Origin of the sequence: Polaromonas sp., from assembly GCF_043778355.1 — a bacterium.
Taxonomy (GTDB): domain Bacteria; phylum Pseudomonadota; class Gammaproteobacteria; order Burkholderiales; family Burkholderiaceae_C; genus Polaromonas.
The window spans coordinates 1-26,365 of sequence record NZ_JAYWHI010000050.1; the positions used below are offsets into that span (position 1 = coordinate 1).

The following is a 26,365-nucleotide window of genomic DNA, read 5'->3' on the forward strand; positions in this document are numbered from 1 at the left end:
CACACCGCTTCCAGCGTGGACAACTGCTCCGGCCGGTGCGCGCGGCGTATGCGGTAGTTCGACACGGGCAGGTCCTGCAGAGACAGCCGGGGCAGGCGCTGCAGAGACGGGTTCACGTACAGCATCTTGCGGCTCTTGCGCCAGGTGCCGTCGAGCACGATCAGCCGCAGCAGTGACGGGTCCTGCAGCACATCGGGCGCCAGCGCAGGTGGCGGCGGCAAACCGGCGGCACGGTCTGACGGGAAGTCGGGGTAAAGCAGGATGTTGCGCCGGGTGTTGCCGGTCGGCAGCCACGCCTGCGCATCAAACGCCTCGCCGGTCAGCATGCGGCTGCGCGCCAGACTCAGGTGCAGCAGGCGCGCGCTGCCTTTGGCCTGGTCCTGCTCCAGAGGGTGTTGCAGAATCAACACCTCGACCTGGTTCGCCACCGGCGTGATCCAGCGGCAGATGCAAGCACTTTGCGCCCGCAGGCAGGTGCCGCAGCTGGGGCGCCTGCTCACCGGCCTATCAGCGCGAGGTAGGCCTCGCGTGTTTCCGGGTCCACCGATTTCAGCAACTGCAGGTAAGGCGTCTGGTGCCGCGCCAGCATACGCGCCGAGGCGATGGTTTTGGAGCGGCAGTACCAGTGGCAGGTGTGCTGCATCAGGAACAATTCAGCCGACAGCGTGTAGGCCTTGTCGCGCGGCGTGCGGCCCTGTTCATTTTTTGCCGCGCGCTCAATGCCCTGGGCATGCACGCTCAGGGCCTGGCGCATGTCAAAGGTGTTGTCAGGGAAAAACCGGTCGGCTTCAGGCAGAAACACCGGCAACTTGCTGACGCGGGCATCGACCACATCCACCGAAGAAAAATCTGCAGCGAAGCGACGGAACTGCTCCACCAGTTGCTCTTCGGACGTGGCCAGCATGTTCCAGATCTGCCTCTGGCGCTCCGGGTCTTTTTCGCCCAGCGCCCGGAGATAACCATCGGTCAGGCTTTCCATCAGCTTTTCCACCTGGTACCTGCCAAGATGGCTGGCCAGCAGTGCAATCCGTTTGGCCTGGGTTTTCGACTTGAGCCGGTAGGCGCCGAAGGCAGCCACCATCAGCAAGAGCACAAAAATTTCCATCGCGGCGAAGGTCCGTAACAACAATGCCCCAGTGTAGTGGCCTGCCGCCCAGGCCGACGCGTGCTGACCTGCGCGGGACACGGTGCCTTGTGCAGGCTTTTCCAATCTGGGGCAATATCACTCCCATGAACGATACCCCGCCCTACATACCCCCCGCCATCTGGTCGCCTCCGTCATCGAACGGCGGCCGCTTCGCCAATATCAACCGGCCGGTAGCCGGCGCCACCCACGACAAGGCGTTGCCGGTGGGCCGGCACCCGCTGCAGCTGTATTCGCTGGGCACACCCAACGGCATCAAGGTCACGGTGATGCTCGAGGAGCTGCTGGCCCTGGGCCACACGGGTGCGGAGTACGACGCCTGGCTGATTCGCATCCATGAAGGCGAGCAGTTCGGCAGTGGTTTTGTGGCGGCCAACCCCAACTCCAAGATACCGGTGCTGGTGGACCGCAGCGGCGCGACCCCGGTGCGGGTCTTCGAATCCGGCGCCATCCTGCAGTACCTGGCCGAGAAGTTTGGCGCGTTTTTTCCAGCGGGTGGTGCCGCGCGTGCAGAGTGCCTGTCCTGGCTGAACTGGCAAATGGGCAGCGCCCCTTTTCTGGGCGGTGGTTTCGGCCACTTCTATGCCTACGCCCCGAGCAAGATGCAATACCCGATCGACCGTTACGCGATGGAAGTCAAGCGCCAGCTCGACGTGCTGGACCGTCATCTGGCCGAGGTGCGCTACCTCGCAGGCGAGGACTACACGATTGCCGACATGGCGGTCTGGCCCTGGTACGGCGCTCTCGTCAAGGGCCAGCTGTATGAAGCCGGCGAGTTCCTCCAGGTGCAGACCTACACCAACATACTGCGCTGGACCGACGAGATTGCCCAACGTCCCGGCGCCCGGCGCGGCCGCATGGTCAACCGAACCTGGGGCGAGGCGTCCAGTCAGTTGCATGAGCGTCATGCGGCGAGCGACTTCGACACCCGCACGCAAGACAAGTTGGCGCCATGATCACGCTTTACGACTGCGCCACCGCCCCCAGCCCGCGGCGTGCGCGCATCCTGCTGGCCGAAAAGGGCGTGGCGCATGACACCGTGCAGATTGACCTGCGCACTGGCGAACAGATGGCCGAGGCCTACCGCCAGATCAACCCGCAGTGCACCGTGCCTGCGCTGCGCACCGACGAAGGCGTGATGCTCACCGACAATGCGGCGATTGCCGCCTGGGCCGAAGCGCATTTCCCCGAGCCGCCGTTGCTGGGCAGCAGCGCACTGGACAAAGCCGAGATTGCAAGCTGGCAGTGGCGCATCGAGTTCGAGGGCCTGCTGGCGATTGCCGAATGTTTTCGCAACAGCTCGCCCGGAATGGCCAACCGCGCCCTGCCGGGACCGGTGGACTACCCGCAGATCCCCGAACTCGCCCAGCGCGGCCTGACCCGCGTGCAGCAGTTTTTTGCGGTGCTCGATGCGCGGCTGCGCGGTCGCGAGTTCATCGCGGCAGACCAGTTCAGCATGGCCGACATCACCGCTGTGGTGGCGGTGGATTTTGCGCGCATCGTCAAGCTCAAGCCGGGTGAGCAGCATCCTGAGTTGCTGCGCTGGCGTGCGGCGATGGCGCAGCGCCCATCCATGGCACTTTAAGGGCGCACTGGCTTACACGCGCTCGATCACCACGGCAATGCCCTGCCCCACGCCAATACACATGGTGCACAGCGCATAACGACCGCCGGTGCGGTGCAACTGGTTCACCGCAGTGGTGATCAGGCGCGCGCCCGATGCACCCAGCGGATGCCCCAGCGCAATGGCGCCGCCGTTCGGGTTGACGCGTACGTCGTCGTCTTGCAGGCCGAGCAGGCGCAACACCGCGAGGCCTTGGGCAGCAAAAGCCTCGTTGAGTTCGATCACGTCCATCTGCGCCAGGCTCAAGCCGGTCAGTGCCAGCACTTTTTCAGTGGCCGGCGCCGGACCTATGCCCATGATGCGCGGTGGCACGCCCGCCGTGGCCATGCCAACGATGCGCGCACGGGGCGTGAGACCGTTCTGCTTTGCCGCTTCTTCGTTGGCGATCAGCAAGGCACAGGCGCCGTCGTTGACGCCCGACGCGTTGCCGGCGGTGACGCTGCCGTCAGGCCGCACCGCACCCTTGAGTTTGGCCAGCGCTTCGATCGAGGTTTCGCGCGGGTGTTCGTCCTTGCTGACCACCACAGCGTCACCCTTTTTCTGCGCAATGGTGACCGGCGTGATCTCGGCATCAAAGAAGCCGGCCTTCTGCGCAGCAACCGCCTTGAGCTGTGAGGCGAGCGCCATCTTGTCCTGGTCCTCGCGGCTGATCTTGTATTCCAGCGCCACGTTTTCAGCGGTTTCCGGCATGGCGTCCGTGCCGTATTTTTCCTTCATCAGTTTGTTGACGAAACGCCAGCCAATGGTGGTGTCGTACATCTGGGCAGCGCGGCTGAAGGCGCTTTCGGCCTTGCCCATCACAAACGGAGCGCGGCTCATGCTTTCAACGCCGCCGGCAATCATCATGCGGGCTTCGCCGGCCTTGATGGCGCGTGCCGCCGTGCCGACCGCATCCATGCCGGAGCCGCACAGGCGGTTGATGGTGGCACCGGGCAACTCCAGCGGCAGGCCAGCCAGCAGCGTCGCCATGTGGGCCACGTTCCGGTTGTCTTCACCGGCCTGGTTGACGCAACCGTAAATCACGTCGGTCACGGCCAGCCAGTCCACCTTGGGGTTGCGCGCCATCAAGGCCTTGAGCGGTACGGCGGCGAGGTCATCGGTGCGCACACTGCTGAGTGCGCCGCCGTAACGGCCGAAGGGGGTGCGGATCGCGTCGCAGATAAAGGCTTGATGACTCATGTTGGTTTTCCGGTGACAGGGGTTCTGATGATTCGGGATGCAGGCAGCTTAAATCGCGATAGGCAAACCGACGAGTTTTTCCAACTCGTCATGCGCCAGCCCATCGACTTTATCAACAAGTTTGAGACCCTGCGGCGTGCATTCCAGTGTGGCCAGGTCAGAGTAAATACGCTTGACGCAGCCCATCCCGGTGAGCGGGTAGCTGCAGGTGCGGACCACCTTGCTCTCGCCTTTCTTGGTCAGCAGGTCCATCATGACCCAGGTCTGACGCGCACCGATGGCCAGATCCATCGCGCCACCGACGGCGGGGATCGCGCCGGGCTCGCCCGTGCTCCAGTTGGCCAGGTCACCGGTGGCGGAGACCTGGAAGGCGCCCAGCACACAGATGTCCAGGTGGCCGCCACGCATCATGCCGAAACTGTCGGCATGATGGAAAAACGCACCGCCCTTGAGCAGCGTCACCGGCTGCTTGCCGGCGTTGATCAGGTCGAAGTCTTCATCCCCATCCGCAGGCGCAGGCCCCATGCCGAGGATGCCGTTTTCGCTGTGCAGCAACACCTCCCGGTTGGACGGGATGTGGTTGGCCACCAGGGTTGGCATGCCGATGCCCAGATTGACGACCGCGCCTTCGTGGATGTCCTGGGCCACACGCGCGGCGAGCTGGTCCTTGCTTCGTTTTAGATAGGTCATGGTCAGGCCGCCCTCTTGAGACCACCGGCTTGGGTGACAACACGGTCGACTTTCACAATCTTGTGCACGTAAATGCCGGGCGTGATGATGTGCTCCGGGTCCATGCTGCCGAGTTCGGCAATCTCATGCACCGTGGCCACGGTGTGTTTGGCCGCAGTCGCCATGACCGGGCCAAAGTTGCGCGCGGCCTTGCGATAGATCAGGTTGCCCCAGCGGTCACCGCGCTCGGCCTTGATCAGCGCCACGTCGCCGTAAATTGGCATTTCCAGCACATAGCCCTTGCCATTGATCTCGCGGGTTTCCTTGGGCGAGCCGTCGCTGTTTTTTGCCATCTCGGTGCCATAACCGGTCGGCGAGAAAAACGCGCCTATGCCGGCCCCGGCGGCGCGAATGCGCTCGGCCAGATTGCCCTGCGGCACCAGTTCCAGTTCCAGCTTGCCGGAGCGGTAGAGCTCATCAAACACATAGCTGTCGGTCTGGCGCGGAAAACTGCAGATGATTTTGCGCACTCGCCCGGTCTTGAGCAGCGCGGCCAGCCCGGTGTCGGCGTTGCCCGCATTGTTGTTGACGACGGTCAGGTCTTTCGCGCCGTGGGCGATCAGGCCGTCTATCAGCTCATTCGGGATGCCGGCGGTGCCGAAACCGCCGATCAGCACGGTGGCGCCGTCCCGCACGCCGACCAGCGCATCGGCCACGGACCGGGCGATCTTGTTGATCATGAAACGTGTCTCCATCAAGGAAATTCAGCCGCTCCATTTGTTCTTATGTAGAACAAATGTTCGTATAATGAATTTTAGGAGATTTTGGCAACGATGGCAATTGCGGCATCCCCCTTGGGCACCCAGAGCCGACCGTCGCCCGTACCGGGCGACAACTATGTCCAGTCCTTTGCGCGGGGGCTGGAGGTGATTCGCTCCTTCAGTGCCCAATCGCCCCGCCAGACACTCAGCGAGGTGGCGGCGCGCAGCGGTCTTAGCCGCGCCGGCGCGCGGCGCATTTTGCTGACCTTGCAGACCCTGGGCTATGTAGACACCGACGGCAAACATTTCTCACTGACCCCGCGTATTCTGGATCTGGGTTTTGCCTACCTGTCGTCGATGCCGATCTGGAACCTGGCCGAGCCGGTCATGGAAGACCTGGTGGAGGAGGTCCGGGAGTCGTGTTCGGCCGCCGTGCTGGACGGCACCGACATTGTTTATGTGCTGCGTGTGTCTACCCACAAGATCATGAGCATCACGCTGGGTGTCGGCTCGCGGCTGCCCGCTTATTGCACCTCTATGGGCCGCGTGCTACTGGCCGCGCTGCCGGAAGCGCAGGCCATCGCTTGCCTGAAGGCCGCCAGGCCCGAGGCGCTGACTCGCCACACCGTGACGGACCTCGACGACTTGCGCCAAAAACTCGCGCAAACCCGCAAGCAGGGCTGGTGCCTCGTCAATCAGGAGCTGGAAGAAGGATTGGTCTCGATGGCCGCACCGATTCATGACCGCGCCGGCCGCACGGTAGCGGCTCTCAACATCAGCGGTCAGGCCAACCGCACCAGCGCCAGGGTGATGCAGGAGACCATGCTGCAGCCCCTGCTGCAGGCAGCGCAGGCGATTTCTCGCCTGCTGGCGGTTCAAAACAAGGGGTGAACAGCGCAGGTAACTCGGGCGAAGGGGGGGGGTCTTCAGTCCAGCCGGGGCTGCGCCCCTCGGGGGGCAGAGAGTTACACGCAGTGAACCAACGTGGGAGCTATGACTTGCGTGAGCCCATCACTAGGACGACCGCGCCCAACACCACGGCCCCGATGCTCAGCCATTGCGGAAAGTTGACCGTCTCTTTTTCTTGCACGACCAGCTCGATCGGGCCGACCTTGGCTTTGGACGACTCTTTGGTGAAGCTGAAGCCACCGGTAAAAAAGCCGACCAGGCCCAGCACGATCAGGACGATGCCCGTGATTCTCATTGCGTTCATGAAGTTCTCCTCGCCGGATATGTTTGTTGCTGAGCGACGCGCTGCCGGAATCACGCTGCCGTGGCTGGAATTTAATCGACCCGCCACAGAAGCCGCGTAGGACATTGCCGCCTGACGGGCGGGCGTGACTGAAACACCACAGTCACGGCGGGAAAACAAGCCGTGCTACGCTCACCGCATGTTCACGCCCTCACAAGCCGACGTCCGCCGTTTCTTCTGCTCTGTTTACGCCAAGACCCTCACTGGTCAACCGCTGGAAGCTATTGAAACCATAGCAAGTCAGTGGCTGGAAGAGCATCCTGAATACCACGCCGACTTTGCCGATACGGATGCGGCGCTGGCCAGAATCTACGAGGTGGAAGCCGGCAGAACCAACCCCTTTCTGCACCTGTCCATGCACCTGTCGATCAGCGAGCAGTGCTCCATCGACCAGCCGCGCGGCATCCGCCAGGCGGTGGAGTTGCTGGCGGCCAGACGCAACTCGCTGCACGACGCCCACCATGAAGCCATGGACTGCCTGGGCCAGATGGTCTGGGAAAGCCAGCGGGCAGGCAGGCCACCAGACGGAGACGCCTACATCGCCTGTGTGCAGCGCCATGCGACGAGGGATTGACCCCCACGGCTGTTCACTACGTTCGGCCGCACGTGACAAAAGACTGACCCACACGGACAAAGCCCCGCAGAGCGGGGCTTTGTTTCGTTTCCGGAGCGGAGCGGTCTAGCGGAACTTGCTCTGCGGGATCACCTTGAGGTCGCCTTCAAGAGAAGACAGGTAATTGGCCAGTTGCTTGAGTTCTGCATTGGTGTACTGTTTGGCCATGCCCGCCATGATGGCGTTGTTGCGACCGACTTTGGGGTTGTTCTCGACCTTGTAAGCCTTGAGCGCCACAAACAGGTAGTCGGCATGCTGGCCGCCGAGTTTGGCGTAGCTTGGATCAATCGGTTTGCTGAAATCGGCGCCATGGCAAGACGCGCAGTTAGCCTTGGCCAGCAGGGCGGCGACGGCGGGGCTGGGCGTTTTGGCGGTCCGGGCGGCTGGCGCAGCGGCAGCGGTCACGCCATGCTGCTCGTAATAGGCGGACAGGTCGGCAATATCCTGGTCATTGAGCGATTCGGCGATGCCGCGCATCGTCGGGTGTTTGCGGTCGCCCTTTTTGTACGCCTGCAGGGCGGCAGCGATGTACTTGCCGCTCTGGCCCGAAATCATCGGCACCTTGTACACCTCGGGGAAGCTGGCCTGATAACCCTTGATGCCATGGCAGCCGATACACATGGCGTTTTTGGCTTCGCCGGCTTTGACATCACCCTTGATGTCCTGGGAATGGGCCGCAGCGGTCGCAAGAGAGACAGCAAGAGCGAATAGCGTGGTAAACAGCTTGGTCATTTTTCGCGCACAATTCAGGTGAGGATTCGATATATCAACAGCCTGCGATTATATCTGGGCCCGCCGGGCTGGCGCCTGACCCGGCCGAATCCACACCCATTCACCCGTCTTCCCCCTCAACGCTGTTGCCCACCATGAAATTCCAAGGCTCCAAGAACTACGTCGCGACCCAGGACCTGATGCTTGCCGTCAACGCCTCCGCCACCCTGAAAAAGCCGCTGCTGGTCAAGGGCGAGCCGGGCACCGGCAAGACCATGCTGGCCGAGGAAGTGGCCGAGGCCTTGAAGCTGCCGCTGTTGCAGTGGCACATCAAGTCCACCACCAAGGCGCAACAGGGCCTGTATGAATACGACGCGGTATCGCGCCTGCGCGACTCGCAGCTCGGCGACGAGAAGGTCAAGGACATCCACAACTACATCATCAAAGGTGTGCTCTGGCAGGCGTTCACGGCCGACGAGCCGGTCGCCCTGCTGATCGACGAGATCGACAAGGCCGACATCGAGTTTCCAAACGACCTGCTGCGTGAAATCGACCGCATGGAGTTTTACTGCTACGAAACCCGCGAACTGATCAAGGCCAAACACCGGCCGCTGGTCTTCATCACCTCGAACAACGAAAAAGAACTGCCCGACGCCTTTTTGCGCCGCTGTTTTTTCCACTACATCAAGTTCCCGGACGCCGACACGATGAAACAAATCGTCGATGTTCACTTTCCCGGCCTGAAGAAAGAGCTGCTCGCCGCGGCCATGAAAACCTTTTACGACGTGCGCAACCTGCCCGGCCTGAAGAAAAAGCCGTCCACCTCCGAACTGCTGGACTGGCTCAAGCTGCTGGTCGCCGAAGACATTCCGCTTGAGGCGCTGCAAAGCAAGGAAGACAAGGTGGCGGTGCCGCCACTGGTGGGCGCGCTGCTCAAGAACGAGCAGGATGTGACCTTGTTTGAAAAACTGGTGTTCATGCAACGCCACAACCGGTAAAAAAAAGACATGACTACTGATACGCGCTCACTGCTGCTAGAGGGTCTGTCCGACGCCATCGGTTTTATTGGCGGTGCACTGGTCGCATTCTGGTTGGGCCGCTTCTTCGGCTTTGACATCTTTGCCGAGGGTTATGGCAACAGCGCCATCGCCGGCATTGTGATGGTGGGCATAGGTGGCGGTCTCGGTCTCCAATTGGCGCGGCGCTGGCGCCGTGCGCAGACCAAAAAACGCAGTGGCGAACCATGAGTTTTGTGGAGCCCGTCGCCCTGTCAGGACGCGGCGTTGAGCTGGTGCCGCTGGCGTTGGAACATGTTGCCGGCCTGCGCGCCGCCGCCGCCGACGGCGAGTTGTGGAAGATACGCGTCACCTCCGTGCCCGAGCCGGATCAGACCCAGGCCTATATTGAAGACGCATTGAAAGCCCGCGAAGCCGGTCACCGCTTTGCGTTTGCCGTGCGCGATGCAGCCACCGGCACGGTGCTGGGCAGCACGAGTTATCACGACATCCTGCCGGCCGTGAAACGCGTCGAAATTGGCTACACCTGGTACGCCGCGCGCTCCCAGCGCACCCACATCAACACCACCTGCAAGCTGCTGCTGCTGAGCCATGCCTTCGACACGCTCGGCTGTCATGTCGTCGGCTGGCGCACCGACAATTTCAACCACGCCTCGCAGCGCGCCATCGAACGCCTGGGCGCCAGAAAAGACGGCGTGATCCGTGGTCACGCACTGCGCCGCGACGGCACGATCCGCGACACGGTGATGTACAGCCTGCGCTCCGGCGAGTGGCCAGAAGTGCAGGCCCAGTTGCTGTACATGCTCGACAAACCCAGAAAATGACCCCCAGGCTTTGCACTTCGTGTCATGCGCTGCCCCCCGAGGGGGCCGCCGCTTGCTCGGGGCGGCCCTTCGCAGCACGCTCCCGCACCGAAGTTGAGGAGAACACGCCATGTTGATCGACTTCTTCTACACCCTGCGTTCGGCCAAATTGCCGGTCTCGGTCAAGGAATACCTGATGCTGCTGGAAGCGCTGCAGGCCGGCGTGGTCGGGCCCAACAGCGGCAAGCTCGAAGATGGCGAGATCGGCGAGGGCGCGTACAAAATCGACGATTTTTATTACCTGAGCCGCACAGTGCTGGTGAAGGACGAAAAACACTACGACAAGTTTGACCGCGCCTTCGCGGCCTACTTCAAGGGTGTCGAGATGATTGCCGACTTCACCAAGGACATCCCGCTGGAGTGGTTGCGCAAAAACCTGGAACTCGAGCTCAGCCCTGAAGAAAAGGCCAAGATCGAGAAGATGGGCTGGGACGAACTCATGGAAACGCTCAAGAAGCGTTTTGAAGAGCAAAAAGAACGCCATGAAGGCGGCAGCAAATGGATAGGCACAGGCGGAACCTCGCCCTTCGGCGCCAATGGCTTCAACCCGCAAGGCATTCGCATAGGCCAGGAAAAAAGCCGCAACAAGAGCGCGGTCAAAGTCTGGGACCAGCGCGCCTACAAGGACTACGACGACACCCAGGAGCTGGGAACGCGCAACATCAAGGTCGCGCTGCGCCGCCTGCGCAAGTTTGCGCGCGAAGGCCATGTCGAGGAACTGGACCTGGACGACACCATCCGCTCCACCGCAGCCAACGCCGGCTGGCTGGACATCAAGATGGTGCCCGAGCGCCACAACAATGTGAAGGTGCTGCTGCTGATGGACGTGGGCGGCACCATGGACGAACACATCGCGCGTGTCGAAGAGTTGTTCTCCGCCACCAAAACCGAGTTCAAGCACATCGAGTTTTATTACTTCCACAACTGCGTCTATGACTTCATGTGGAAGAACAACCGGCGCCGCTTCAGCGAGAAGTTTGCGACCTGGGACATCATCCGCAAGTACAACAAGGATTACAAACTGATCTTTGTGGGCGACGCGACCATGAGCCCGTATGAAATTTTGCAGCCGGGCGGCAGCGTCGAATACAACAACGAGGAAGCCGGTGCCGAGTGGATGCAGCGGCTGACCAACGCCTTCCCGAAATTTGTCTGGATCAACCCCGAGCCGCAAGGCGTCTGGCAGTACCGCCAGAGCATCAGCGTGATCCAGCAACTGGTCAACCAGCGCATGTACCCGCTGACCATCAAGGGGCTGGAAGAGGCGATGCGTTTGCTGTCGAAGTGACGGCGGCCTGGAGCGGCATGGCCGTTCAGTGCATGAAGGTCACAGCGGCTGAAAGATGGTGCCCTTGGCAGGAATCGGACCTGCGACCTATCCCTTAGGAGGGGATCGCTCTATCCACTGAGCTACAAAGGCAGACGTGTAGTTTAACAAGGTCTCCCTGCACGTCTGGACGCTGCCAGCCAGGTTACTTGATCCTGAACGCAGTCTTGTAGGCTTCGTAAAGCCCACGCAACTCGCTGACCGGGTCGGTACTGCTGTCTATCCTCAGATCGATATTTCGAGCGTATGAATTGGCGGACGGCGCTTCGTTCAACACAACGATCGCCGCGGAGATCTTGCCCCGTCGATCGCCCCCCGCTTTTTGTCCCGCTTCCATGGCAGCCATCAACCGGTCAGCCAGCGTACCGACGGTTACCTCAAAGGTGGTACGCATCGCTTCAAGCGTTTCGCGTCCTACCAGAATGTTGCCTGCGACCACGCAATCCTTGCCCATCAGGTGCCCCTTGAAGTCGTCCGGCTTGGACCCGGTGAAGGCGGCCTGGATCCCCTTGGCATCGATGACCGACAGCTGCCTTTCCTCTCGCCGCTCGTCATTTCGCAAGGCCACGTCAAGCGCCTCCGTGGCATTTCCACCCTGACGCAAACGCTCGAGCGCATCGCGGGCCAACAGGGGATTGGTGTTGGCTTGGCTCGCGACGGCGCCAACCTTGTATTCCACCTGCAGCACACGATTACCAACCGAAAGCCGCGCCGTCGAGACCGCACCTCCGAGTGCCCCGGTGGCCGGGTCGCGGGCCACGATAGAAAAGGTGTTGTCCCAGTCCTGGCGTACCGAATCAGGGACCTGTGCGTGAGCCGACATGCCAAACGGCAAGGCAATCAACAAACGGAGAAGCAAGTTTCGCAGGTTCATCGTGACACTTTCGGATAAGAGTTGACAGGAGAAAGTAAACAGCATTAATCATGCCAGCATAACCCGCGTCAACGATGACCACTCCGTGCCTCGTCGCCAAAAAAACGAAAGGGAACCACGACTGCGCGCGGAGCTGCAGAGACAGCCCGCGCGCCACGCCGTCCGCGGAGCGCGCCTTGGACAAGCCTTAGGTGGCAAATGGCAGCGCCATGGGCAGATGGAGCCCATCCGCTGAAGAACCGGGTCAGGCCAAAACCGAGTCTTGGCCCAAAATATTCTCTGCAGGCGCTTGCGCTGCTCTCCATCCGATGCTTCTTTTTTTATAGCCAGATACGCCCTATAGATATGGGCTGGAGGCGTAAAGTCTTCAATAGCTTGGCAGGCCAGACACTCACTTCATCACCAGCCCGCCATCGACAAACAGCGTCTGCCCGGTCATGAAGCCGCTCCAGTCGGAGGCCAGAAACAGCACCGGCCCGGCCACGTCGTCGGGCGTGGCAATGCGGCGCAGCGGGGTCTGGGCGGTCAGCAGCTCGCGGACTTCTTCTCTGGTTTGGCGGCTCGCGGCCGTCGGGTAGACCAGTCCCGGCGCCACGCAGTTGACGCGTATGCCCATCGGCCCGAGTTCGGCCGCGAGGTTGCGGCTGAAGCCGACCAGCGCCGACTTGGCGGTGCTGTAGTCGTGATAAGGCACGCTGGGACGCTCGACCAGGTCGCTGGCGAGGTTGACGATGGCGCCCTGGCTGCGCTGCTTGAAATGCGGCAACACCGCCTGGCAGACGTTGAAGGTGGCGCGCACCGCGCCGTCGATCTGGCGCTGGTAGTCGGCCCAGTCCAGCTCCCAGAATAGCTTGCGCTGCTCCGGATCAAAACTGTAGGACGCAAAGGCGTTGTTGATCAGCACGTCGATGCGACCCATCTCGGCCAGCACCTGCGCCACCATGGCCGAGACGGCTGGCTGCGAGCTGACATCGGCCTGCAACGCCCAGCCGTCGCCGCCCAGCGCCTTGCATTCCGCTGCGACGGCTTCTGCAGAAGCCGCGTCCTGCAGGTAGTTGATGACAACCGCCGCGCCCTCGCGCGCAAAGGCCCGCGCAATCGCTGCGCCTATGCCGCGCCCGGCGCCGGTCACCAGCACCACCTTGCCCTTGAACTTCATGATGTTTCCTTCTACTTGGGCGGCAACAAGTCCTGCATGACCACGTCTGCTGCCTTGATCTCGCGCTGGATCATGCCGAGTTTTTTGTAGCTGTCGGCGGCTTTCTGAAACATGGCCATGTCGAGTGCACCCAGGCCGCGCGCCTGCGTGACGGCCGACACGCTGGAGGCATTGCGAAGCTGGATGATCTCGCGGTTGACTGCCGGGTTCTTGCCGTCGATCGCGCGTTTGACGGCCAGCGCAGCCGCCTCGTCCGGATTCGCAATCATCCAGGCCATGCTGTCGCGGTAGCCGGCGAGAAAGCGTTTGAGCACGTCTTTCCTGGTCTGATATGTGGCTTCGGTCACCACAAACATGTCGCTGGAAATATTCAGGTACTCACGCACGGCCATGACATTGACGTCATTGAGCCCCCGCGTGCGGCCAACCAGCAGGCCGGTGTCGGTCGCGGCGGTGGCATCAACCTGGCCCTGCATCAGCGGCGCAAAGTTCAGCAGGCCGGTGACCACGATGGTCACGTCGGCCTCGGTCAGGCCGGCCTGCTGCAGCAGCACCAGCAGGTTTTGCCGGGTGCCGCTGGACAGGCTGTAAACACCGATCTTCTTGCCCTTGAGGTCGGACGGTTTGGTGATGCCACTGGACTTGAGCGCGACCACGTTGAAGACGTTCTGCGGATAGATGTCATAAATCGCGCGCAATTTTTCACCCTTGTCGAGTGCGGCGAAGAAGGATCCGGGGTCGGTAAATGCCACCGTCGCCTGGCCGGTCAACATGTTGCGGATCGCATCGCCGCCACCGGCGCCCGGCACGTAGCCCAGGTCAATGCCACGCGCCTTGAAGAAACCCTTGTCTTCTTCGACCAGCAGGTTGGTGATCTCGGTGATCGGCTGGCTCCAGCCGGCCACCACCACCTTGTCGGCGGCATGGGCCAGGCCGCAGCCCAGCAACAGGGTCGCGGCGAGCGTACGAAGAAGAGAGGTGAAGTTGTACATGTCAGTCCTTTGAATTTTCTTTTAAATGCGGCCAGAGCAGCAGGCGCTCCAGGCCAATGGCCAGTTGATACATCACCAGGCCCAGTACGGTGATGAGCAGCAGCACGGCGAACATCAGCGGCGTGTCCATCATTCCTTGTGAAGCGATGATCAGCGCGCCCAGGCCTTTGCTGCCGCCTATGAATTCACCGACCACCGCACCGACCAGCGCCAGCACCACGGCCACGCGAAAGCCCGCCATGATGACCGGCAGGCCGGAGGGAATCTTCAGGCGCCACAAGGTCTGTAAAGGTGTGGCGCCCAGCATGCGGAACAGCTCCAGCTTGCGCGGCTCGACCTGCTGCAGACCGGTCAGCGTGTTTTCCATCAGCGGGAAAAAGCAGATCAACGCAGTGATCACCACCGTCGAAGTCATGCCGAAACCGAACCAGACGATAAACAGCGGCGCCAGCGCGAGCTTGGGCACGACCTGACTGACCAGCACATAGGGAAACAGCAGGCGGCGCAGAAAGGCCGACTCGCCCAGAGTGATGCCGCCGAGGAAACCGGCGGCGCAACCTAGCGCCAGGCCGAGAAGCAGTTCGGTGCCGGTGTGAATCAGATGCGGCCAGAAATAACCGCTGCGCAGCCCGCTCCACAAGGCCTCCCAGATCACTGAAGGCGCCGGCAGCACCAGCGCCGAAACCTGATCGCCGCGTGCCAGAATTTCCCAGCCACCCACGATGGCCACGAACAGGGCCAGGCTGGCGACACGGCTCAGCATGTCAGCACCCCGTCCATGGCGCGCCGCACCCGGGCGCACACCGCGTTGAAAGGCGCGCCGTAACGCAGTTCGCGTCGGCGCGGCCAGGGCAGATCCACCGTCAGGTCGTCGGTGATTTTTCCATTGGCCATCACAGCCACGCGGTCGGCCAGGTAAACCGCCTCGCTGATGTCATGCGTCACAAAAAACACCGTGGTCTGCGCGAGGCGGCAGATGCGCAGCAAGTCGTCCTGCAGTTCCTCGCGTGTGATTGCGTCCAGCGCGGCAAAGGGTTCGTCGAGCAGCAGCAGCGTGGGTGCCAGCAGCAGCGCTCGCGCAATCGCAACGCGGCTCTGCTGCCCGCCCGAGAGCTCGGTCGGGAAGCGCCGGCCCAGGCCGGACAAGCCCATCAGCGCCAGCAACTCTTGCGCACGCGCGTGGTCGGCCGGCAAGGGGCGGCGCTGCAATGTCACCGGCAAGAGCACGTTGTCCAGCACGGATGTCCATTCAAGCAGGGTCGGTGCCTGGAACACAAAACCAAGCTGGCTGCCCGGCTTGCGCAGGGCCTGGCCATCGACCGTGACGCTGCCGGCATCGGGCAGCAACAGGCCTGCCGCGAGTTTGAGCAGGGTGGTCTTGCCGCAACCGCTACGCCCGACCAGGCTGTGCACCTCGCCGCGCGCGATCTGCCAGTCCACCTGGTCCACCACCTGGGGGTAGGCCGGGAAGCTGTAGCTGACCCCGCGCATGTCGAGAAAGGTCTGTGCTTCAGTCAACATAAGGCGCAAGCAGTTCGGCTGCGGCTTCGGCCGAGCTGTCGATGTCCACCATCTGCACCATGTCGAGCAGGCCGAAGCGCCCGTCATGGTGCCAGCCGGCTTCGGGCGACGTCATCTGGCCCAGTGCGCAGATGCGCGTGACGCCGGCGCGGCCCAGTTGCTCGGCGAGTTCAAACAGTTCGCGCGGCGTTGCAGCCACACCGACCGTCTGCAAAAAAGCGCGGTGCGGACCCAACAGCGGGATCACGTCGGTGAGCTGATCGACGGCCACCACGCGCACCGCGCGGTTCAGCGCGCCGGGTGCCAGCGGCTGCAGATTGTTGTTGTAAACCACGGTCCAGTCACCCTCCCCCGCCACCTGTGGGCCACCGGGCGACAGGCTGCGAATTTCTTCAGCGCCGCGCCATGACGCCAGATCGGCCGCCTCGCCCAGGCTCAGTGTGCGTCGCGGGTATTTCTTCTCCAGCGCCGAGAGTTCATGCGCGAGGTAACGCGAGAATTCGTCCGGGCCGATTTTTCCGCCGCGCGCCACATAAAACACATGTGGCGAATAACAGCCCTGCTGGTCGTAACGCACCACGTCGTAAGCCGCCTGCTGCGCCGCACGTGGCGCCTTGCGCGCATCCAGCGCCGACGCCGCCACCAGACCGAAGCTGAGCTTGTGGCCAAAGGGAAGAAAACGTGTGGTGACCGGCACCTGGCGCCGCACATCGGCCAGCGCGGCATTGCCGCCGTAGGCCAGCACCAGGTCGGCATGACCGAAGAACACGCTCTCCTGCGCCTCATCGCCGCCCTTCCACCAGACCACGGCCAGGCAGTCAGCGAGCTTCGGATCGATCTCGACCAGCAGTTGTGCAAACCAGCCGGCCAGCAGCGGCTCGGCGCTCGCCACCTTGCCGACCGTGCCGGACTTGACCAGCAGGCCCGAGATCAGACTCCACAGGCACAGGCCGGGCACATTGCCGGCCCAGACATGCACCGCCACATCGGGACCGAAGGCTTTGGAAAAACCGCCCTTGGTCCGCGGCACAAAATCGTCGAGGAGTTGCGGGTTGCCAAAATCTTCGGTGAGGAAACGCAGCAACTGCGGCTTACGGAAGGTTTTGAGGTAAGCGCTCAGGCCCAGTCGCACCATCTCGACGTCGTAACCGGTCACCAGCGGCAACAGCGTATCGGCCTTGCGCCGCCACGGGTCCTGCGGGTCCAGCAGGCGGTGGATGGCTGTGTCGATGGTGTGCACGATCTGCGCCACCGTCAGCGACTTCAGGTAGTCGCGGCTGGCGCTGCGCACACGCTGCGTCAGCGCGACGATTTGCGCTTCGCTCAATACCGGCACGGCCACCTCGACGCTGCCACCTTTGCTTTCGAAGACAAGCGTCTGCCACGTCACCTCGTCGGCGCGCAGGCCAGGCAGGTAGCCGGCGGTTTCGCGCAGCAAGCTCATGCCGTGGCCGCCTGCAAAAACTCCTCTACCGCTAACGAGCAGCCCTTGGCCGCACTGCCCTGGGCGCGGCCCAGCAGCAAAAAGCCACCGTCCACTGCCACACCCACGTCTTCGGTCAGGATGGTGGTGACGGAATTGAAATTCGCCAGGTCGCAGTGCGCGAGGATGCCCTGCTGACCGCGCGGCAGCTCTTCACCACTGAGCGGCTCGACCACGCGGCTGCGTATCCAGTGCGGTCCGGACTTGACCGAGGGCAGGGTCGCATTGCCGGCGTCATAAAACTGCGTACTGAGTTCGGTCATGCCGTACATGTTGATGCAATGGCCGGCGCTGATGCCCAGCTTGGCCGAGAGCTGCGCATAAAACTCGGCCATGGACAACTCGCGCGACTGGCCCTTGAAACCACCGGTATCGAGCACGCGGCTACCGGGAGGCAAGTGAAATGTTTTTCCCAGACGCTGCAGCTCGTCAAGCAAATGCACAAAGCTGTAGCTGGCACCCAGCAGCGCATAAGGCTCGCCGGTCTGCTGCGCACGCTCGAGTTCCGCCATCACACGCACCGTGTCCAGCCCCTGCTGCGTCAGCAGGTAGTGGCTGGCGTCGGTGCCGAACTCGCGCACCGCCAGCGCGAGGTAATGCGCCAGCGAGGAGTTCGGCAGCAGTATTTCGTCCGGAAAAAGAATGCCCATGCGGACGGGATCGCCAGCGCCCATGAAACGCTGGCGGAAATTGCGGATCATGGACGCGTCGTAGACAGCCAGCGTCGGATGGTGGTGTTTGCCCTTGACCTCGGCCTGCGTGGTACCACTGGTCATGAAAGTACGTTCTGCCTGTTCCGCCGGAATGCAGCTCAGGCTCAAGGCCTTGAAGGCGCTGATGGGCACGGCGGGAATGTCGCGCCAGCTTTTGACCGTGCGCAGAGTTTTGCCACGCTGCTGGCAAAAGCGCTGGAACGGCAAGTTGTGCTGGAACTGGTGCGCAAATAGGGCCAGCGCCTGCCGGTCGAAGGCTTCGTCAGAGGGGTTGTCGTCGGCCACAAAGGCCAGCAGCTCAGCAATCAACTTGGGGGGAGCCATTGGTCACGCTTTCGGTTGCCTGTTGTTCAACAAGTGCTCCGAAAGATGTGGCAGGCCCGCACCGGGCTGCTGACAGCTCTCCTTACGTCGGTATGAACCGATTCAAGTTCGCGGGTTTGGTTCTGACCATCTCAGCCACCCTTGCTGTTTCCAGCAAGGCTGCACCCCGGAGCAGACCGAATTCTAGCGGAACAGCCCGGTCCCAGTCCAAACGCTGCATCCAAGCCTGTTTGGGGCCAGTGGACAATTTTCTGTATCGTCACCGAAAGCTGCCACAAAACCCGCCAACGACAGTAAGCTCAAGGCGAGGCATCGCGCCGATGCAAGATTAATCGCGCAGCGGCAGGTCCATGACTTTGAATCCACAAGGGGACAACAATGACTTCGACACGCATGATCCTGGCGCTGGTTCTGATGGCCGCGAACGCGGCGATGGCGCAAGAAAAGATAGTTTTCGAGTCCCACGGCACCCGGCAAGCTGTAGACGGCTACTTCTTCAAGTGCACTGCCGAAAACTGCAAGTCTGCGCTCGTCATGACGCCCACCTGTGCGGGGACCGTTGATGCAAGCGGGGCGCTCAATCCTGGCTACCAGGCCATGGGGAACAACGGCAGTCAGCGCCTGAACGTGTTTGTCATTGATCACTTTTCGAGCCGGGGACGCCGTCAGGACTGTGGAACTGCAACCAGCATGAAGGTTTCCGAGAACGACCGGCTCAACGACGTGCTGGGGGCCTACGAGATGCTCGCCAAGCGGAACGACATCGACCCATCGCGTATCGCTTACACGGGGTTTGGCGGTGCTTCCCCTATTCTGGCGCTGCAAAAAAATGTGCTGAAAAAATTGAACGGCCGGCCGGGCTTTGCAGCCGCGGTTGCGTTTTACCCGATCTGCAACGAGTTGCCCTACCGCCTGTACGACGCCTACGCCCCGCTGCTCATCCTTCATGGCGAAGCCGACAACTGGAACCCGATCCGGACCTGCCGCAGCCTGGCAGAGCAACAATCTACAGCACCACAAACTGGCAAGGTCGAACTGGTGGGCTATCCGGGCGCCCATCACGCCTTCACCATCCTCAACACCCCTCCCGGAAACTGGCCGGGCACCAACTTCACAGTGGGCAGCGATCCGGCGGCACGGGCAGACGCGTTTATGCGCTCAAGAGAATTTATTGACCGGGCCTTGGCAACCGGTGCTGCCAGCAAGAACTGACCGGACCGGAGCAGCCGAGCCTCAGTCGCGTTTGGACCACTCGACGAACTGGGGCTCGTAGCCTTTGGACTTCAGGAAGTCGGCCATGGCGTAACCGGTGCCGGCCGGCCAGCATTTGACGTCTTCGTGCGCGTAGAGTTTGTAGTCGACCAGCTCCGGTGAGAGGCTGACCTCACCATGACCAACCGCGCTGTAGGCAATGATGATCTGGTTCATGCGCTGGAAGTCGTAGACGCCAATCAGCTTGAGGTCGGTGACATCAAGGCTGGTTTCTTCCTTGATCTCTCGCGTGATGCCGCCCTCCGGCGTTTCGCCAGCCTCCATGAAGCCCGTGATCAATGCGTACATCTTCGCCGTCCAGGCGGCGTTGCGCGCCAGCAGGATCTTGCCCTGGTATTCAATCACCCCTGCCAATACCGGCGTCGGGTTGTTCCAGTGCGTGTAGTCGCAGGCCGGGCAGCGCAGGCGCGCCTTCTCGCCGCCGTCCTCCATCTGGCTGACCATGGCCAGCGGTGTCGCGCAGTTGGGGCAAAACTTGAATTCGTGGCTCATGCAATGACATCCTCATCTCATCAATTTCAAAATCTGTTGTCCGGACTTGATCCGGGATCCAGGCCCATGGCAGCCCAACTGCCAAATCAAACCAGCATGGATTGCGGGTCGAGCCCGCAACGACAGAACAAAAGAATCAGGCCGGGAACACGCCGGTCGACAGATACCGGTCTCCGCGGTCGCAGACGATAAACACAATCACCGCGTCCTTCACGGTTTTGGCGATCTCCTGCGCTACCCAGCAGGCGCCGGCAGCCGAGATGCCGGCGAAGATGCCTTCCTCGCGCGCCAGCCGGCGGCACATCTCTTCGGCGTCCTGCTGGCTGACCAGCACGGTTTCATCGACCGCGCTCGCGTCGTAAATTTTCGGCAGATACGCCTCGGGCCACTTGCGTATGCCGGGGATGCGCGAACCTTCGCTGGGCTGCGCGCCGACGATGCGTAACGCCGGGTTTTTCTCTTTGAGGAAACGCGAGACGCCGGTGATGGTCCCGGTGGTGCCCATGGCGCTGACAAAGTGGGTGATCTTGCCGTGGCTATCGGCCCAGATTTCGGGGCCTGTGGTTTCGTAATGGATGCGCGGGTTGTCGGCGTTGGCAAACTGGTCCAGCACACGGCCCTTGCCATCGCGCTGCATCTGGTCGGCCAGGTCGCGTGAATGTTCCATGCCGCCACTTTTGGGCGTGAGGATCAACTCGGCGCCGAAGGCCTTCATGGTCTGCGCCCGTTCGATCGACAGATCCTCCGGCATGATCAGCACCATGCGGTAACCCTTGATGGCCGCAGCCATGGCCAGCGCAATGCCAGTGTTGCCCGAGGTAGCCTCGATCAATGTGTCACCGGGCTGGATGTCGCCGCGCTCCTCGGCGCGTTTGATCATGGACAGCGCGGGACGGTCTTTCACCGAGCCGGCCGGGTTGTTGCCTTCGAGCTTGCCGAGGACCACATTGTTGCGTTGGGTGTTGCTTTCAGCCTGGATACGCTGCAGCGCCACCAGCGGTGTTTTGCCAATGGCGTCTTCGAGAGTCGGGTAGTTCATACCCTGCACTGTGCCATAATTTGACTCTTCGCTTCTTGCAGCCCGGGTGGTGAAATTGGTAGACGCAGGGGACTCAAAATCCCCCGCCGAAAGGCGTGCCGGTTCGATTCCGGCCCCGGGCACCACCTCCTTTGAATAGTACTCCTCTGGTTCTCGCCAACCGGCACGCCTTTGGCGGTATTGACAAAGCGCACTTCGTACGCGGGTTCGATTCCGGCTCCGGGCACCACCTCATCCGAATACCCATTGCCTGGTTTTCGCGAACCGGCCCGCCTTTGGGCGGTATTGACAAAGCACACTTCGTGCGCGGGTTCGATTCCGGCCACTGCCACCAGATACCGGCCCTTCCTTTTATGGAAGAGCCTTTTTTGTGCCTGACAAAGTTCAACCATCTGTCATTGACGTTGTTGCTACGCCAAGCCAGCGGAAAAAATGGATACTTGCCGCATGCCTGTTGCCTCTTCCCCTCCCCTGCATCAACTCCACGCCTGGCAAGCCGCCACGCTGCTGGCCCACCGCGAACTGAAAGCCGTGGACCTGGTCCGCGCCTGCCTGGACCGCATCGCCGAACGCGAGTCCGACGTTCAGGCTTTTGTGCATCTCGCCGCCGACGCCGCGCTGGCCCGCGCCCGTGAACTCGACGCCGGTGCTGTTCGCGGCTTGCTGCACGGCCTGCCCTTCGGCGTGAAGGATCTGTTCGACACCTTTGACCTGCCCACTGCGTACGGCTCGCCGATTTACGCCAACCAGCAACCCTTGGCCGACGCAGCGGCCGTGGCGCTGTGCCGCGAAGCCGGCGCCGTGCTGCTGGGCAAAACCGTGACGACTGAGCTGGCCAATATGTTCCCCGGCGCCACCCGCAATCCGCACAACCCGGCCCACACGCCCGGCGGCTCATCGAGCGGCTCGGCCGCTGCGGTGGCCGACGGCATGTTGCCGCTGGCGCTGGGCACACAGACAGCAGGCTCGCTGATCCGTCCGGCGGCATTTTGCGGTGTAGTCGGCTACAAGCCAACACACAACCGTGTGCCCAAAGCCGGTGTCAAAAGCCTGTCGGAAACGCTGGACACCGTCGGCGGTTTCGCGCGCAGCGTGCGCGACGTGGCGCTGCTGGGCGCGGTGCTGACCGGCGATGCGCGGCTGGCCGACCCGGCCGCCTTCGAGCGGGCCACCGCGCCGCGCATTGGCTGGTGCAAAACCCCGGAATGGGCGCAGGCCGACGCCGACACGCAGCAGGCCTGGGCCCAGGCCGAAAAGCTGCTGGCCGAACACGGCACACCCCTGGTGCTGCCGGACGGCCTGACTGGTTTGGTCGCCGTGCAGAAGGCCGTACAGGCCTTCGAGACGGCGCGGTCACTGAGCCACGAACGGCTGCACCACAGCCGCCAGCTCAGCGCGCCGCTGCAATCGTTGATCGCCGACGGCCTGGCCATCAGCGGCGAGACACACGCGTTGAACCTGCAAGCCACCGCCAGGGGGCGGCAGCAGGTCCGCGCGCTTTTTAATGATTGCGATGTGATCATTGCACCCAGCAGCATCGGCGAGGCGCCGGCCGGTCTGGACGGCACCGGGGACCCGCTGTTCTGCCGCAGCTGGACCCTGCTGGGCCTGCCCTGCGTGCACCTGCCGTTTGCGCGTGGGCGCACTGGCCTGCCGGTCGGCCTGCAACTGGTCGGGGCCTACGGCGACGACCACCGGCTGCTGGCCGCCGCGCACTGGGTGCACCAGCGGCTGGCGGGCTGAACCGGGCAAGCTTTTTTGATCCCAGTGCTTGCAAGGGCTTTGAATTAGGCGCATTCTTTGAGCGCAGCCATCCGCTGCGTCAGGAGTCTGTCATGCGCTCACTTTATCGCTGGTTCACCCCCCTGCTGGGCGCTTGCCTGCTGCTGACCGGGGCCCATGCGGCCACCGTGCAGCCACCGGGCGCGCAAGTCATGATGGACGCGTTGACGCGGGCCAATGCCGCTGTCGTGGGCGTCAGGGTGACAGCAGCGAGCGACGCACGTTCGGCCGAAACCCTCGGCCAGCGCCGCAGCGGCTCCGGCGTGGTGATCGGCCAGGACGGCCTGATTCTGACCATCGGGTATCTGCTGCTGGAAGCCGAACAGATCGAAATCGTCACCCAGGACAACAAAACCCTGCCGGCGCGTGCCGTGGCCTATGACCTGGCGACCGGCTTTGGATTGCTGCGGCCCCTGTTGCCGCTGCGGGGCGTGAGCGCCGCCGCACTGGGCAGCAGCCAGGAGCTCAAGCCGGGTGAGCCCCTGATGGCGATGACCGGTCCGCAGGCCAATGACGATGGCGAAGTCAGCATGACGCGACTGGTCAGCAAGCGCGCCTTCTCCGGCAACTGGGAGTACCACATCGACTCGGCGCTGTTCACCAGCCCGCCAGTGTTGGCCAGCGGCGGCAACCACAGCGGCGCGCCGCTGTTCAACAGCCGGGGTGAGCTGCTGGGCATAGGCTCGCTGTTTGTCTCGAACGCGGCTGCCGACAATGTGCGGCTGCCGGGCAACATGTTTGTGCCGGTCGATCTGCTGCGTCCCATCCTGGCCGAGTTGCAGCAATCGGGCACCAGCGTCAAAAGCCGCCGCCCCTGGCTGGGCCTGACCTCCAATGACCAGACCGGGCGCGTGCAGATCATGCGAGTGAGCAAGGACAGCCCGGCGCAACTGGCAGGCCTGGGCGCCGGTGATGTGGTGCTGGCGGTGGACGGCGCCACAGTGGCGACGCTGGAGGCTTTTTACAAAAAACTCTGGGACCGCGCCGCACCCGACACCGAGATCAGCCTGACCGTGCTGCAGGGCGCCGAGGTCAAGACGATTGTGCTCAAGGCGCAAGACCGGCTGCTGACGCTCAAAAAACCGTCGGGCATCTAGGGAAGCCCTCAACTTGAAGACGAATCGAGCGCCAGCCCATGACTGGTGCGCGCAAGCAGCTCCTGATTTGATAGCGAATCAAGGTGCGGGCAGTTCCGCCAAACCTTGCGCCACCGTCGGGTAACGCAGTGTGATGCGCAGTTCCTGCTTGAGCCGCGTGTTGTCCAGCCGGCGAGACTCACTCATGAAACTCAGCAGCAGCAGCGGCAGATCGGCTTGCGCGCTACTGCGCGCCACGCGCGGCGGACGCGGCAAGCCGTAGAGGTCGGCCGCCAGGTCAAAGTAGTCGCCCATCTTCAGCTCGGTGTCGTCGCTGGCATTGGTGACACGCTGCGGCTTGCCGCGCCACAGCGCCGCCAGGCAGGCGCGCGCCAGGTCGTCGGCATGGACGTGGTTGGTGTACACGTCGTCGACCTGCTGCAGCACCGGCGTGCCCTTGAGCAGGCGGCCACGCGGTGTGCCGCCCTCGCGGTCTGGCGCGTAAATACCCGGAATGCGTAAGGTGTGCACCCGCACGCCGCTGGAGCGGCCAAAAAAACGCAATTGCTGCTCGGCATCAACGCGGCGCTGCGCGCGCGGCGTGTGCGGGTTCACCGCTCGCACCTCACTGGCCCAGTCGCCGTCGCAATTGCCGTAAACGCCGCTGGTCGAGCCGTAAACCATGGACTGCGGCAAGCCGCGCAGGCGCAAGGCGTGCAACAGCGCCAGCGTGCGCGGATCACGCCGCCAGTCCGGCAGTTTGTCGCCCGGCGGCGGCGCCAGATGAATCACGCGGGTGGCCAGTCCGGCCAGGCGCCGCAGGGTGGCGGGCTGGTCCAGGTTGCCGGCGAGCGGCGTGATACCGCGCGCACGGAAACCCGATATTTTTTCATCGGACGAGGTCAGCGCCAGCACGCGCACACGAGAAGGCAGCTGCCGCGCCACGCGCAGGCCGACATCGCCACAACCGATGATGAGCACGCGCTGGCGGCGAAAACGCGAAGGCAGGGCGCCTAGGGGACTTTGGTTTGAGGGCAAAATTGGGGAATCTGCTGAAAACAGCGCGAGTTATAAAACAGGATTACGTCAGAGGATAACCAGTATGACTTTTACCGTCACCGTGCTGCCCAGCGGCCGCGCCTTCACCGCCAACCCCGACGAAGCATTGCTGGCCGCCGCCATCCGGCAGGGTGTCGGCATGCCTTACGGCTGCAAGGACGGCGCCTGCGGCTCCTGCAAGTGCAAAAAGCTCGAAGGCACGGTCGTGCACGGCCCGCACCAGCTCAAGGCGCTCAGCCATGAAGAAGAAGCCGCTGGTTTCATCCTGACCTGCTGCGGCGTGCCGCAGACCGACATCGTGCTGGAGTCGCGTCAGGTCACTGACGAAAGCGCCTTCCCGATCAAGAAAATGCCGACCCGCGTCAACACCATGGCGCGCGCCTCGCACGACGTGATGATCATCCGCCTGCAACTGCCGGCCAGCGATGTGTTCAAGTACCACGCCGGCCAGTATGTGGAGTTTTTGCTGCGCGACGGTGACCGCCGCAGCTACTCGATGGGCAATGCGCCGCACACCCAGATCGACAATCCTGGTGTGGAACTGCACATCCGCCACATGCCCGGCGGCAAGTTCACCGACCATGTGTTCACCGCCATGAAGGAAAAGGAAATCCTGCGCGTCGAAGGCCCCTACGGCAGCTTCTTCCTGCGCGAAGACAGCGACAAACCCATGGTGCTGCTGGCCTCGGGCACCGGTTTTGCGCCGATCAAGGCGCTGATCGAACGCCTGCAGTTCAAGGGCAGCACACGCCCGGCCGTGTTGTACTGGGGCGGCCGCCGGCCGGCCGATTTGTACATGAACGACTGGGTCATGGCCAAGGTCGCGGAAATGCCCAACCTGACGTATGTGCCGGTGATTTCCAATGCGCTGCCCGAAGACAACTGGACCGGCCGGACCGGCTTTGTGCACAAGTCGGTGCTGGAAGATTTTCCCGACTTGTCGGGCCACCAGGTGTATGCCTGCGGCGCACCCATCGTCGTCGATTCGGCGCGTGCTGAGTACACCGCAGCCGGTCGCCTGCCGGAAGAAGAGTTTTTTGCAGATTCGTTCACGACTGAGGCGGACAAGGCGAAGGCGCTGGCCTGAATTTTTGCGCTGCTCGCGTCACGCTACGTCTCGGGTTTGTTTTTGACAGTAGGACGGACTCCCCACTCCCAACCCCCCGCCCTTCCCTCGCCCCGCTGGGCGAGAAAAGGGAGCCTCATTTGGCCGCGTGCGCTGCGCTCGCGTGCAATCATGACCGCTCGTTGAGATTCCCGCAGAAGAAGCGCTGCGCGCTTCTTCTGCTCCGGATGTTTGTCCCCGCGTTAATTTCTCCCCCACCCGTCGGGCTGGGCCGAGGAGCGCAGGTCAAAGCGGATCAGGGCTTGCGATTGTCTGAGGTTCTATATTTTTCGTCAAACTGGCTTGGGCACCAAT

Annotated in this window: 29 protein-coding genes, 2 tRNA genes and 1 riboswitch; of the genes, 13 read left to right on the forward strand and 18 right to left on the reverse strand. The window is 62.7% G+C overall.

What is annotated here, in order from left to right; translation table 11 throughout:
- Together ACH2CW_RS08090 and ACH2CW_RS08095 are read right to left on the reverse strand one after the other, a co-directional pair.
- Positions 1 to 500: tRNA-uridine aminocarboxypropyltransferase (locus tag ACH2CW_RS08090; RefSeq protein ID WP_395056905.1), on the reverse strand; the 500-nt coding region annotated here is incomplete at its 3' end.
- Positions 497 to 1,105 carry a hypothetical protein gene (locus ACH2CW_RS08095; RefSeq protein WP_395056958.1) on the reverse strand — a complete coding sequence of 203 codons (609 nt, stop codon included), beginning with the start codon at positions 1,103 to 1,105 and terminating at the stop codon, positions 497 to 499. The genes ACH2CW_RS08095 and ACH2CW_RS08090, both read right to left, overlap by 4 nt.
- Positions 1,106 to 1,230: 125 nt before the next feature.
- Between ACH2CW_RS08095 and yghU the strand changes: the two genes are divergently transcribed.
- Positions 1,231 to 2,100 (forward strand): glutathione-dependent disulfide-bond oxidoreductase, encoded by an 870-nt coding sequence (gene yghU, locus ACH2CW_RS08100; RefSeq protein WP_395056907.1) that lies wholly within the window; start codon positions 1,231 to 1,233, stop codon positions 2,098 to 2,100.
- Complete coding sequence (locus ACH2CW_RS08105; protein WP_395056909.1) at positions 2,097 to 2,729, forward strand: glutathione binding-like protein; 633 nt, start codon at positions 2,097 to 2,099, stop codon at positions 2,727 to 2,729. The genes yghU and ACH2CW_RS08105 overlap by 4 nt, the downstream gene beginning before the upstream one ends.
- Positions 2,730 to 2,741: 12 nt before the next feature.
- On the opposite strand, the gene pcaF is transcribed toward ACH2CW_RS08105, so the two are convergent.
- From pcaF to ACH2CW_RS08120, 3 genes are read right to left on the reverse strand one after another with little or no spacing between them, the layout of a single operon-like run.
- Positions 2,742 to 3,947 (reverse strand): 3-oxoadipyl-CoA thiolase, encoded by a 1,206-nt coding sequence (pcaF, locus tag ACH2CW_RS08110; protein ID WP_395056911.1) that lies wholly within the window; start codon positions 3,945 to 3,947, stop codon positions 2,742 to 2,744.
- 48 nt (positions 3,948 to 3,995) lie between these two features.
- Entirely contained in the window at positions 3,996 to 4,637 is a 642-nt protein-coding gene (locus ACH2CW_RS08115) for a 3-oxoacid CoA-transferase subunit B (protein ID WP_395056913.1), read from the reverse strand.
- Positions 4,638 to 4,639: 2 nt separating this feature from the next.
- Positions 4,640 to 5,356: a 3-oxoacid CoA-transferase subunit A gene (locus ACH2CW_RS08120; protein ID WP_395056960.1), complete on the reverse strand. Its 717-nt coding sequence runs from the start codon at positions 5,354 to 5,356 to the stop codon at positions 4,640 to 4,642.
- A 93-nt stretch (positions 5,357 to 5,449) separates the two neighbouring features.
- Between ACH2CW_RS08120 and ACH2CW_RS08125 the strand changes: the two genes are divergently transcribed.
- Positions 5,450 to 6,268, forward strand: coding sequence for an IclR family transcriptional regulator C-terminal domain-containing protein (locus tag ACH2CW_RS08125; RefSeq protein WP_395056915.1), 819 nt, complete (start codon positions 5,450 to 5,452; stop codon positions 6,266 to 6,268).
- A 100-nt stretch (positions 6,269 to 6,368) separates the two neighbouring features.
- Here ACH2CW_RS08125 and ACH2CW_RS08130 read toward each other — a convergent pair whose 3' ends face one another.
- Positions 6,369 to 6,590 (reverse strand): hypothetical protein, encoded by a 222-nt coding sequence (locus tag ACH2CW_RS08130; RefSeq protein WP_395056918.1) that lies wholly within the window; start codon positions 6,588 to 6,590, stop codon positions 6,369 to 6,371.
- 178 nt (positions 6,591 to 6,768) lie between these two features.
- Here ACH2CW_RS08130 and ACH2CW_RS08135 point away from each other — a divergent pair, with 178 nt between their 5' ends.
- The gene (locus ACH2CW_RS08135) at positions 6,769 to 7,203 is read left to right on the forward strand and encodes a DUF1841 family protein (protein ID WP_395056920.1); all 435 of its coding nucleotides are present in this window, start codon (positions 6,769 to 6,771) and stop codon (positions 7,201 to 7,203) included.
- A 105-nt stretch (positions 7,204 to 7,308) separates the two neighbouring features.
- On the opposite strand, the gene ACH2CW_RS08140 is transcribed toward ACH2CW_RS08135, so the two are convergent.
- Positions 7,309 to 7,974, reverse strand: coding sequence for a c-type cytochrome (locus ACH2CW_RS08140; RefSeq protein WP_395056922.1), 666 nt, complete (start codon positions 7,972 to 7,974; stop codon positions 7,309 to 7,311).
- A gap of 134 nt (positions 7,975 to 8,108) precedes the next feature.
- Between ACH2CW_RS08140 and ACH2CW_RS08145 the strand changes: the two genes are divergently transcribed.
- The 4 genes from ACH2CW_RS08145 to ACH2CW_RS08160 all read left to right on the forward strand — a co-directional run bounded on the left by ACH2CW_RS08145 (position 8,109) and on the right by ACH2CW_RS08160 (position 11,120).
- A complete protein-coding gene (locus ACH2CW_RS08145) occupies positions 8,109 to 8,951 on the forward strand; it encodes an AAA family ATPase (protein ID WP_395056924.1) in 843 nt (280 codons plus the stop codon).
- 9 nt (positions 8,952 to 8,960) lie between these two features.
- Entirely contained in the window at positions 8,961 to 9,200 is a 240-nt protein-coding gene (locus ACH2CW_RS08150) for a hypothetical protein (protein ID WP_395056926.1), read from the forward strand.
- Entirely contained in the window at positions 9,197 to 9,793 is a 597-nt protein-coding gene (locus ACH2CW_RS08155; protein ID WP_395056928.1) for a GNAT family N-acetyltransferase, read from the forward strand. The genes ACH2CW_RS08150 and ACH2CW_RS08155 overlap by 4 nt, the downstream gene beginning before the upstream one ends.
- A 109-nt stretch (positions 9,794 to 9,902) precedes the next feature.
- Positions 9,903 to 11,120 (forward strand): VWA domain-containing protein, encoded by a 1,218-nt coding sequence (locus ACH2CW_RS08160; protein WP_305350096.1) that lies wholly within the window; start codon positions 9,903 to 9,905, stop codon positions 11,118 to 11,120.
- A gap of 56 nt (positions 11,121 to 11,176) precedes the next feature.
- Here ACH2CW_RS08160 and ACH2CW_RS08165 read toward each other — a convergent pair.
- The 8 genes from ACH2CW_RS08165 to ACH2CW_RS08200 form a co-directional block, all read right to left on the reverse strand.
- Positions 11,177 to 11,252: transfer RNA gene (locus ACH2CW_RS08165), tRNA-Arg, on the reverse strand.
- 52 nt (positions 11,253 to 11,304) lie between these two features.
- A complete protein-coding gene (locus ACH2CW_RS08170; protein WP_395056930.1) occupies positions 11,305 to 12,033 on the reverse strand; it encodes a DUF1028 domain-containing protein in 729 nt (242 codons plus the stop codon).
- 391 nt (positions 12,034 to 12,424) lie between these two features.
- Positions 12,425 to 13,192: a 3-oxoacyl-ACP reductase gene (locus ACH2CW_RS08175; RefSeq protein WP_395056932.1), complete on the reverse strand. Its 768-nt coding sequence runs from the start codon at positions 13,190 to 13,192 to the stop codon at positions 12,425 to 12,427.
- A gap of 11 nt (positions 13,193 to 13,203) precedes the next feature.
- Positions 13,204 to 14,184: an ABC transporter substrate-binding protein gene (locus ACH2CW_RS08180; RefSeq protein ID WP_395056934.1), complete on the reverse strand. Its 981-nt coding sequence runs from the start codon at positions 14,182 to 14,184 to the stop codon at positions 13,204 to 13,206.
- A gap of 1 nt (position 14,185) precedes the next feature.
- Entirely contained in the window at positions 14,186 to 14,947 is a 762-nt protein-coding gene (locus ACH2CW_RS08185; protein WP_395056936.1) for an ABC transporter permease, read from the reverse strand.
- Positions 14,941 to 15,705, reverse strand: a complete 765-nt coding sequence (locus tag ACH2CW_RS08190; RefSeq protein ID WP_395056938.1) for an ABC transporter ATP-binding protein — start codon at positions 15,703 to 15,705, stop codon at positions 14,941 to 14,943. The genes ACH2CW_RS08185 and ACH2CW_RS08190 overlap by 7 nt, the downstream gene beginning before the upstream one ends.
- On the reverse strand, positions 15,695 to 17,149 hold the full coding sequence (locus tag ACH2CW_RS08195) for an acyl-CoA reductase (RefSeq protein ID WP_395056940.1): 1,455 nt from the start codon (positions 17,147 to 17,149) through the stop codon (positions 15,695 to 15,697). The genes ACH2CW_RS08190 and ACH2CW_RS08195 overlap by 11 nt, the downstream gene beginning before the upstream one ends.
- Positions 17,146 to 18,225 (reverse strand): long-chain fatty acid--CoA ligase, encoded by a 1,080-nt coding sequence (locus ACH2CW_RS08200; RefSeq protein ID WP_395056942.1) that lies wholly within the window; start codon positions 18,223 to 18,225, stop codon positions 17,146 to 17,148. Before ACH2CW_RS08200 ends, ACH2CW_RS08195 begins: the two co-directional genes overlap by 4 nt.
- Before the next feature lie 62 nt (positions 18,226 to 18,287).
- Positions 18,288 to 18,404, reverse strand: a riboswitch (TPP riboswitch).
- Between the two features lie 199 nt (positions 18,405 to 18,603).
- Between ACH2CW_RS08200 and ACH2CW_RS08205 the strand changes: the two genes are divergently transcribed.
- Positions 18,604 to 19,437 carry a dienelactone hydrolase family protein gene (locus ACH2CW_RS08205; RefSeq protein ID WP_395056944.1) on the forward strand — a complete coding sequence of 278 codons (834 nt, stop codon included), beginning with the start codon at positions 18,604 to 18,606 and terminating at the stop codon, positions 19,435 to 19,437.
- 21 nt (positions 19,438 to 19,458) lie between these two features.
- Here the strand turns inward: ACH2CW_RS08205 and ACH2CW_RS08210 are convergent, their stop codons facing one another.
- On the reverse strand, positions 19,459 to 19,989 hold the full coding sequence (locus ACH2CW_RS08210; protein WP_395056946.1) for an NUDIX domain-containing protein: 531 nt from the start codon (positions 19,987 to 19,989) through the stop codon (positions 19,459 to 19,461).
- 136 nt (positions 19,990 to 20,125) lie between these two features.
- Positions 20,126 to 21,028: a cysteine synthase CysM gene (cysM, locus tag ACH2CW_RS08215; RefSeq protein ID WP_395056948.1), complete on the reverse strand. Its 903-nt coding sequence runs from the start codon at positions 21,026 to 21,028 to the stop codon at positions 20,126 to 20,128.
- 40 nt (positions 21,029 to 21,068) lie between these two features.
- On the opposite strand from cysM, the gene ACH2CW_RS08220 reads away from it, so the two are divergent.
- The 3 genes from ACH2CW_RS08220 (at position 21,069) to ACH2CW_RS08230 (ending at position 23,907) form a co-directional block, all read left to right on the forward strand.
- Positions 21,069 to 21,153: transfer RNA gene (locus tag ACH2CW_RS08220), tRNA-Leu, on the forward strand.
- Between the two features lie 322 nt (positions 21,154 to 21,475).
- Positions 21,476 to 22,771 (forward strand): amidase, encoded by a 1,296-nt coding sequence (locus ACH2CW_RS08225; protein ID WP_395056950.1) that lies wholly within the window; start codon positions 21,476 to 21,478, stop codon positions 22,769 to 22,771.
- Between the two features lie 92 nt (positions 22,772 to 22,863).
- On the forward strand, positions 22,864 to 23,907 hold the full coding sequence (locus ACH2CW_RS08230; protein WP_395056952.1) for a S1C family serine protease: 1,044 nt from the start codon (positions 22,864 to 22,866) through the stop codon (positions 23,905 to 23,907).
- 78 nt (positions 23,908 to 23,985) lie between these two features.
- Here the strand turns inward: ACH2CW_RS08230 and ACH2CW_RS08235 are convergent, their stop codons facing one another.
- Positions 23,986 to 24,924 carry an SDR family oxidoreductase gene (locus ACH2CW_RS08235; RefSeq protein WP_395056954.1) on the reverse strand — a complete coding sequence of 313 codons (939 nt, stop codon included), beginning with the start codon at positions 24,922 to 24,924 and terminating at the stop codon, positions 23,986 to 23,988.
- Between the two features lie 64 nt (positions 24,925 to 24,988).
- On the opposite strand from ACH2CW_RS08235, the gene ACH2CW_RS08240 reads away from it, so the two are divergent.
- Positions 24,989 to 26,032, forward strand: coding sequence for a CDP-6-deoxy-delta-3,4-glucoseen reductase (locus tag ACH2CW_RS08240; RefSeq protein WP_395056956.1), 1,044 nt, complete (start codon positions 24,989 to 24,991; stop codon positions 26,030 to 26,032).
- Positions 26,033 to 26,365: the final 333 nt, after the last annotated feature.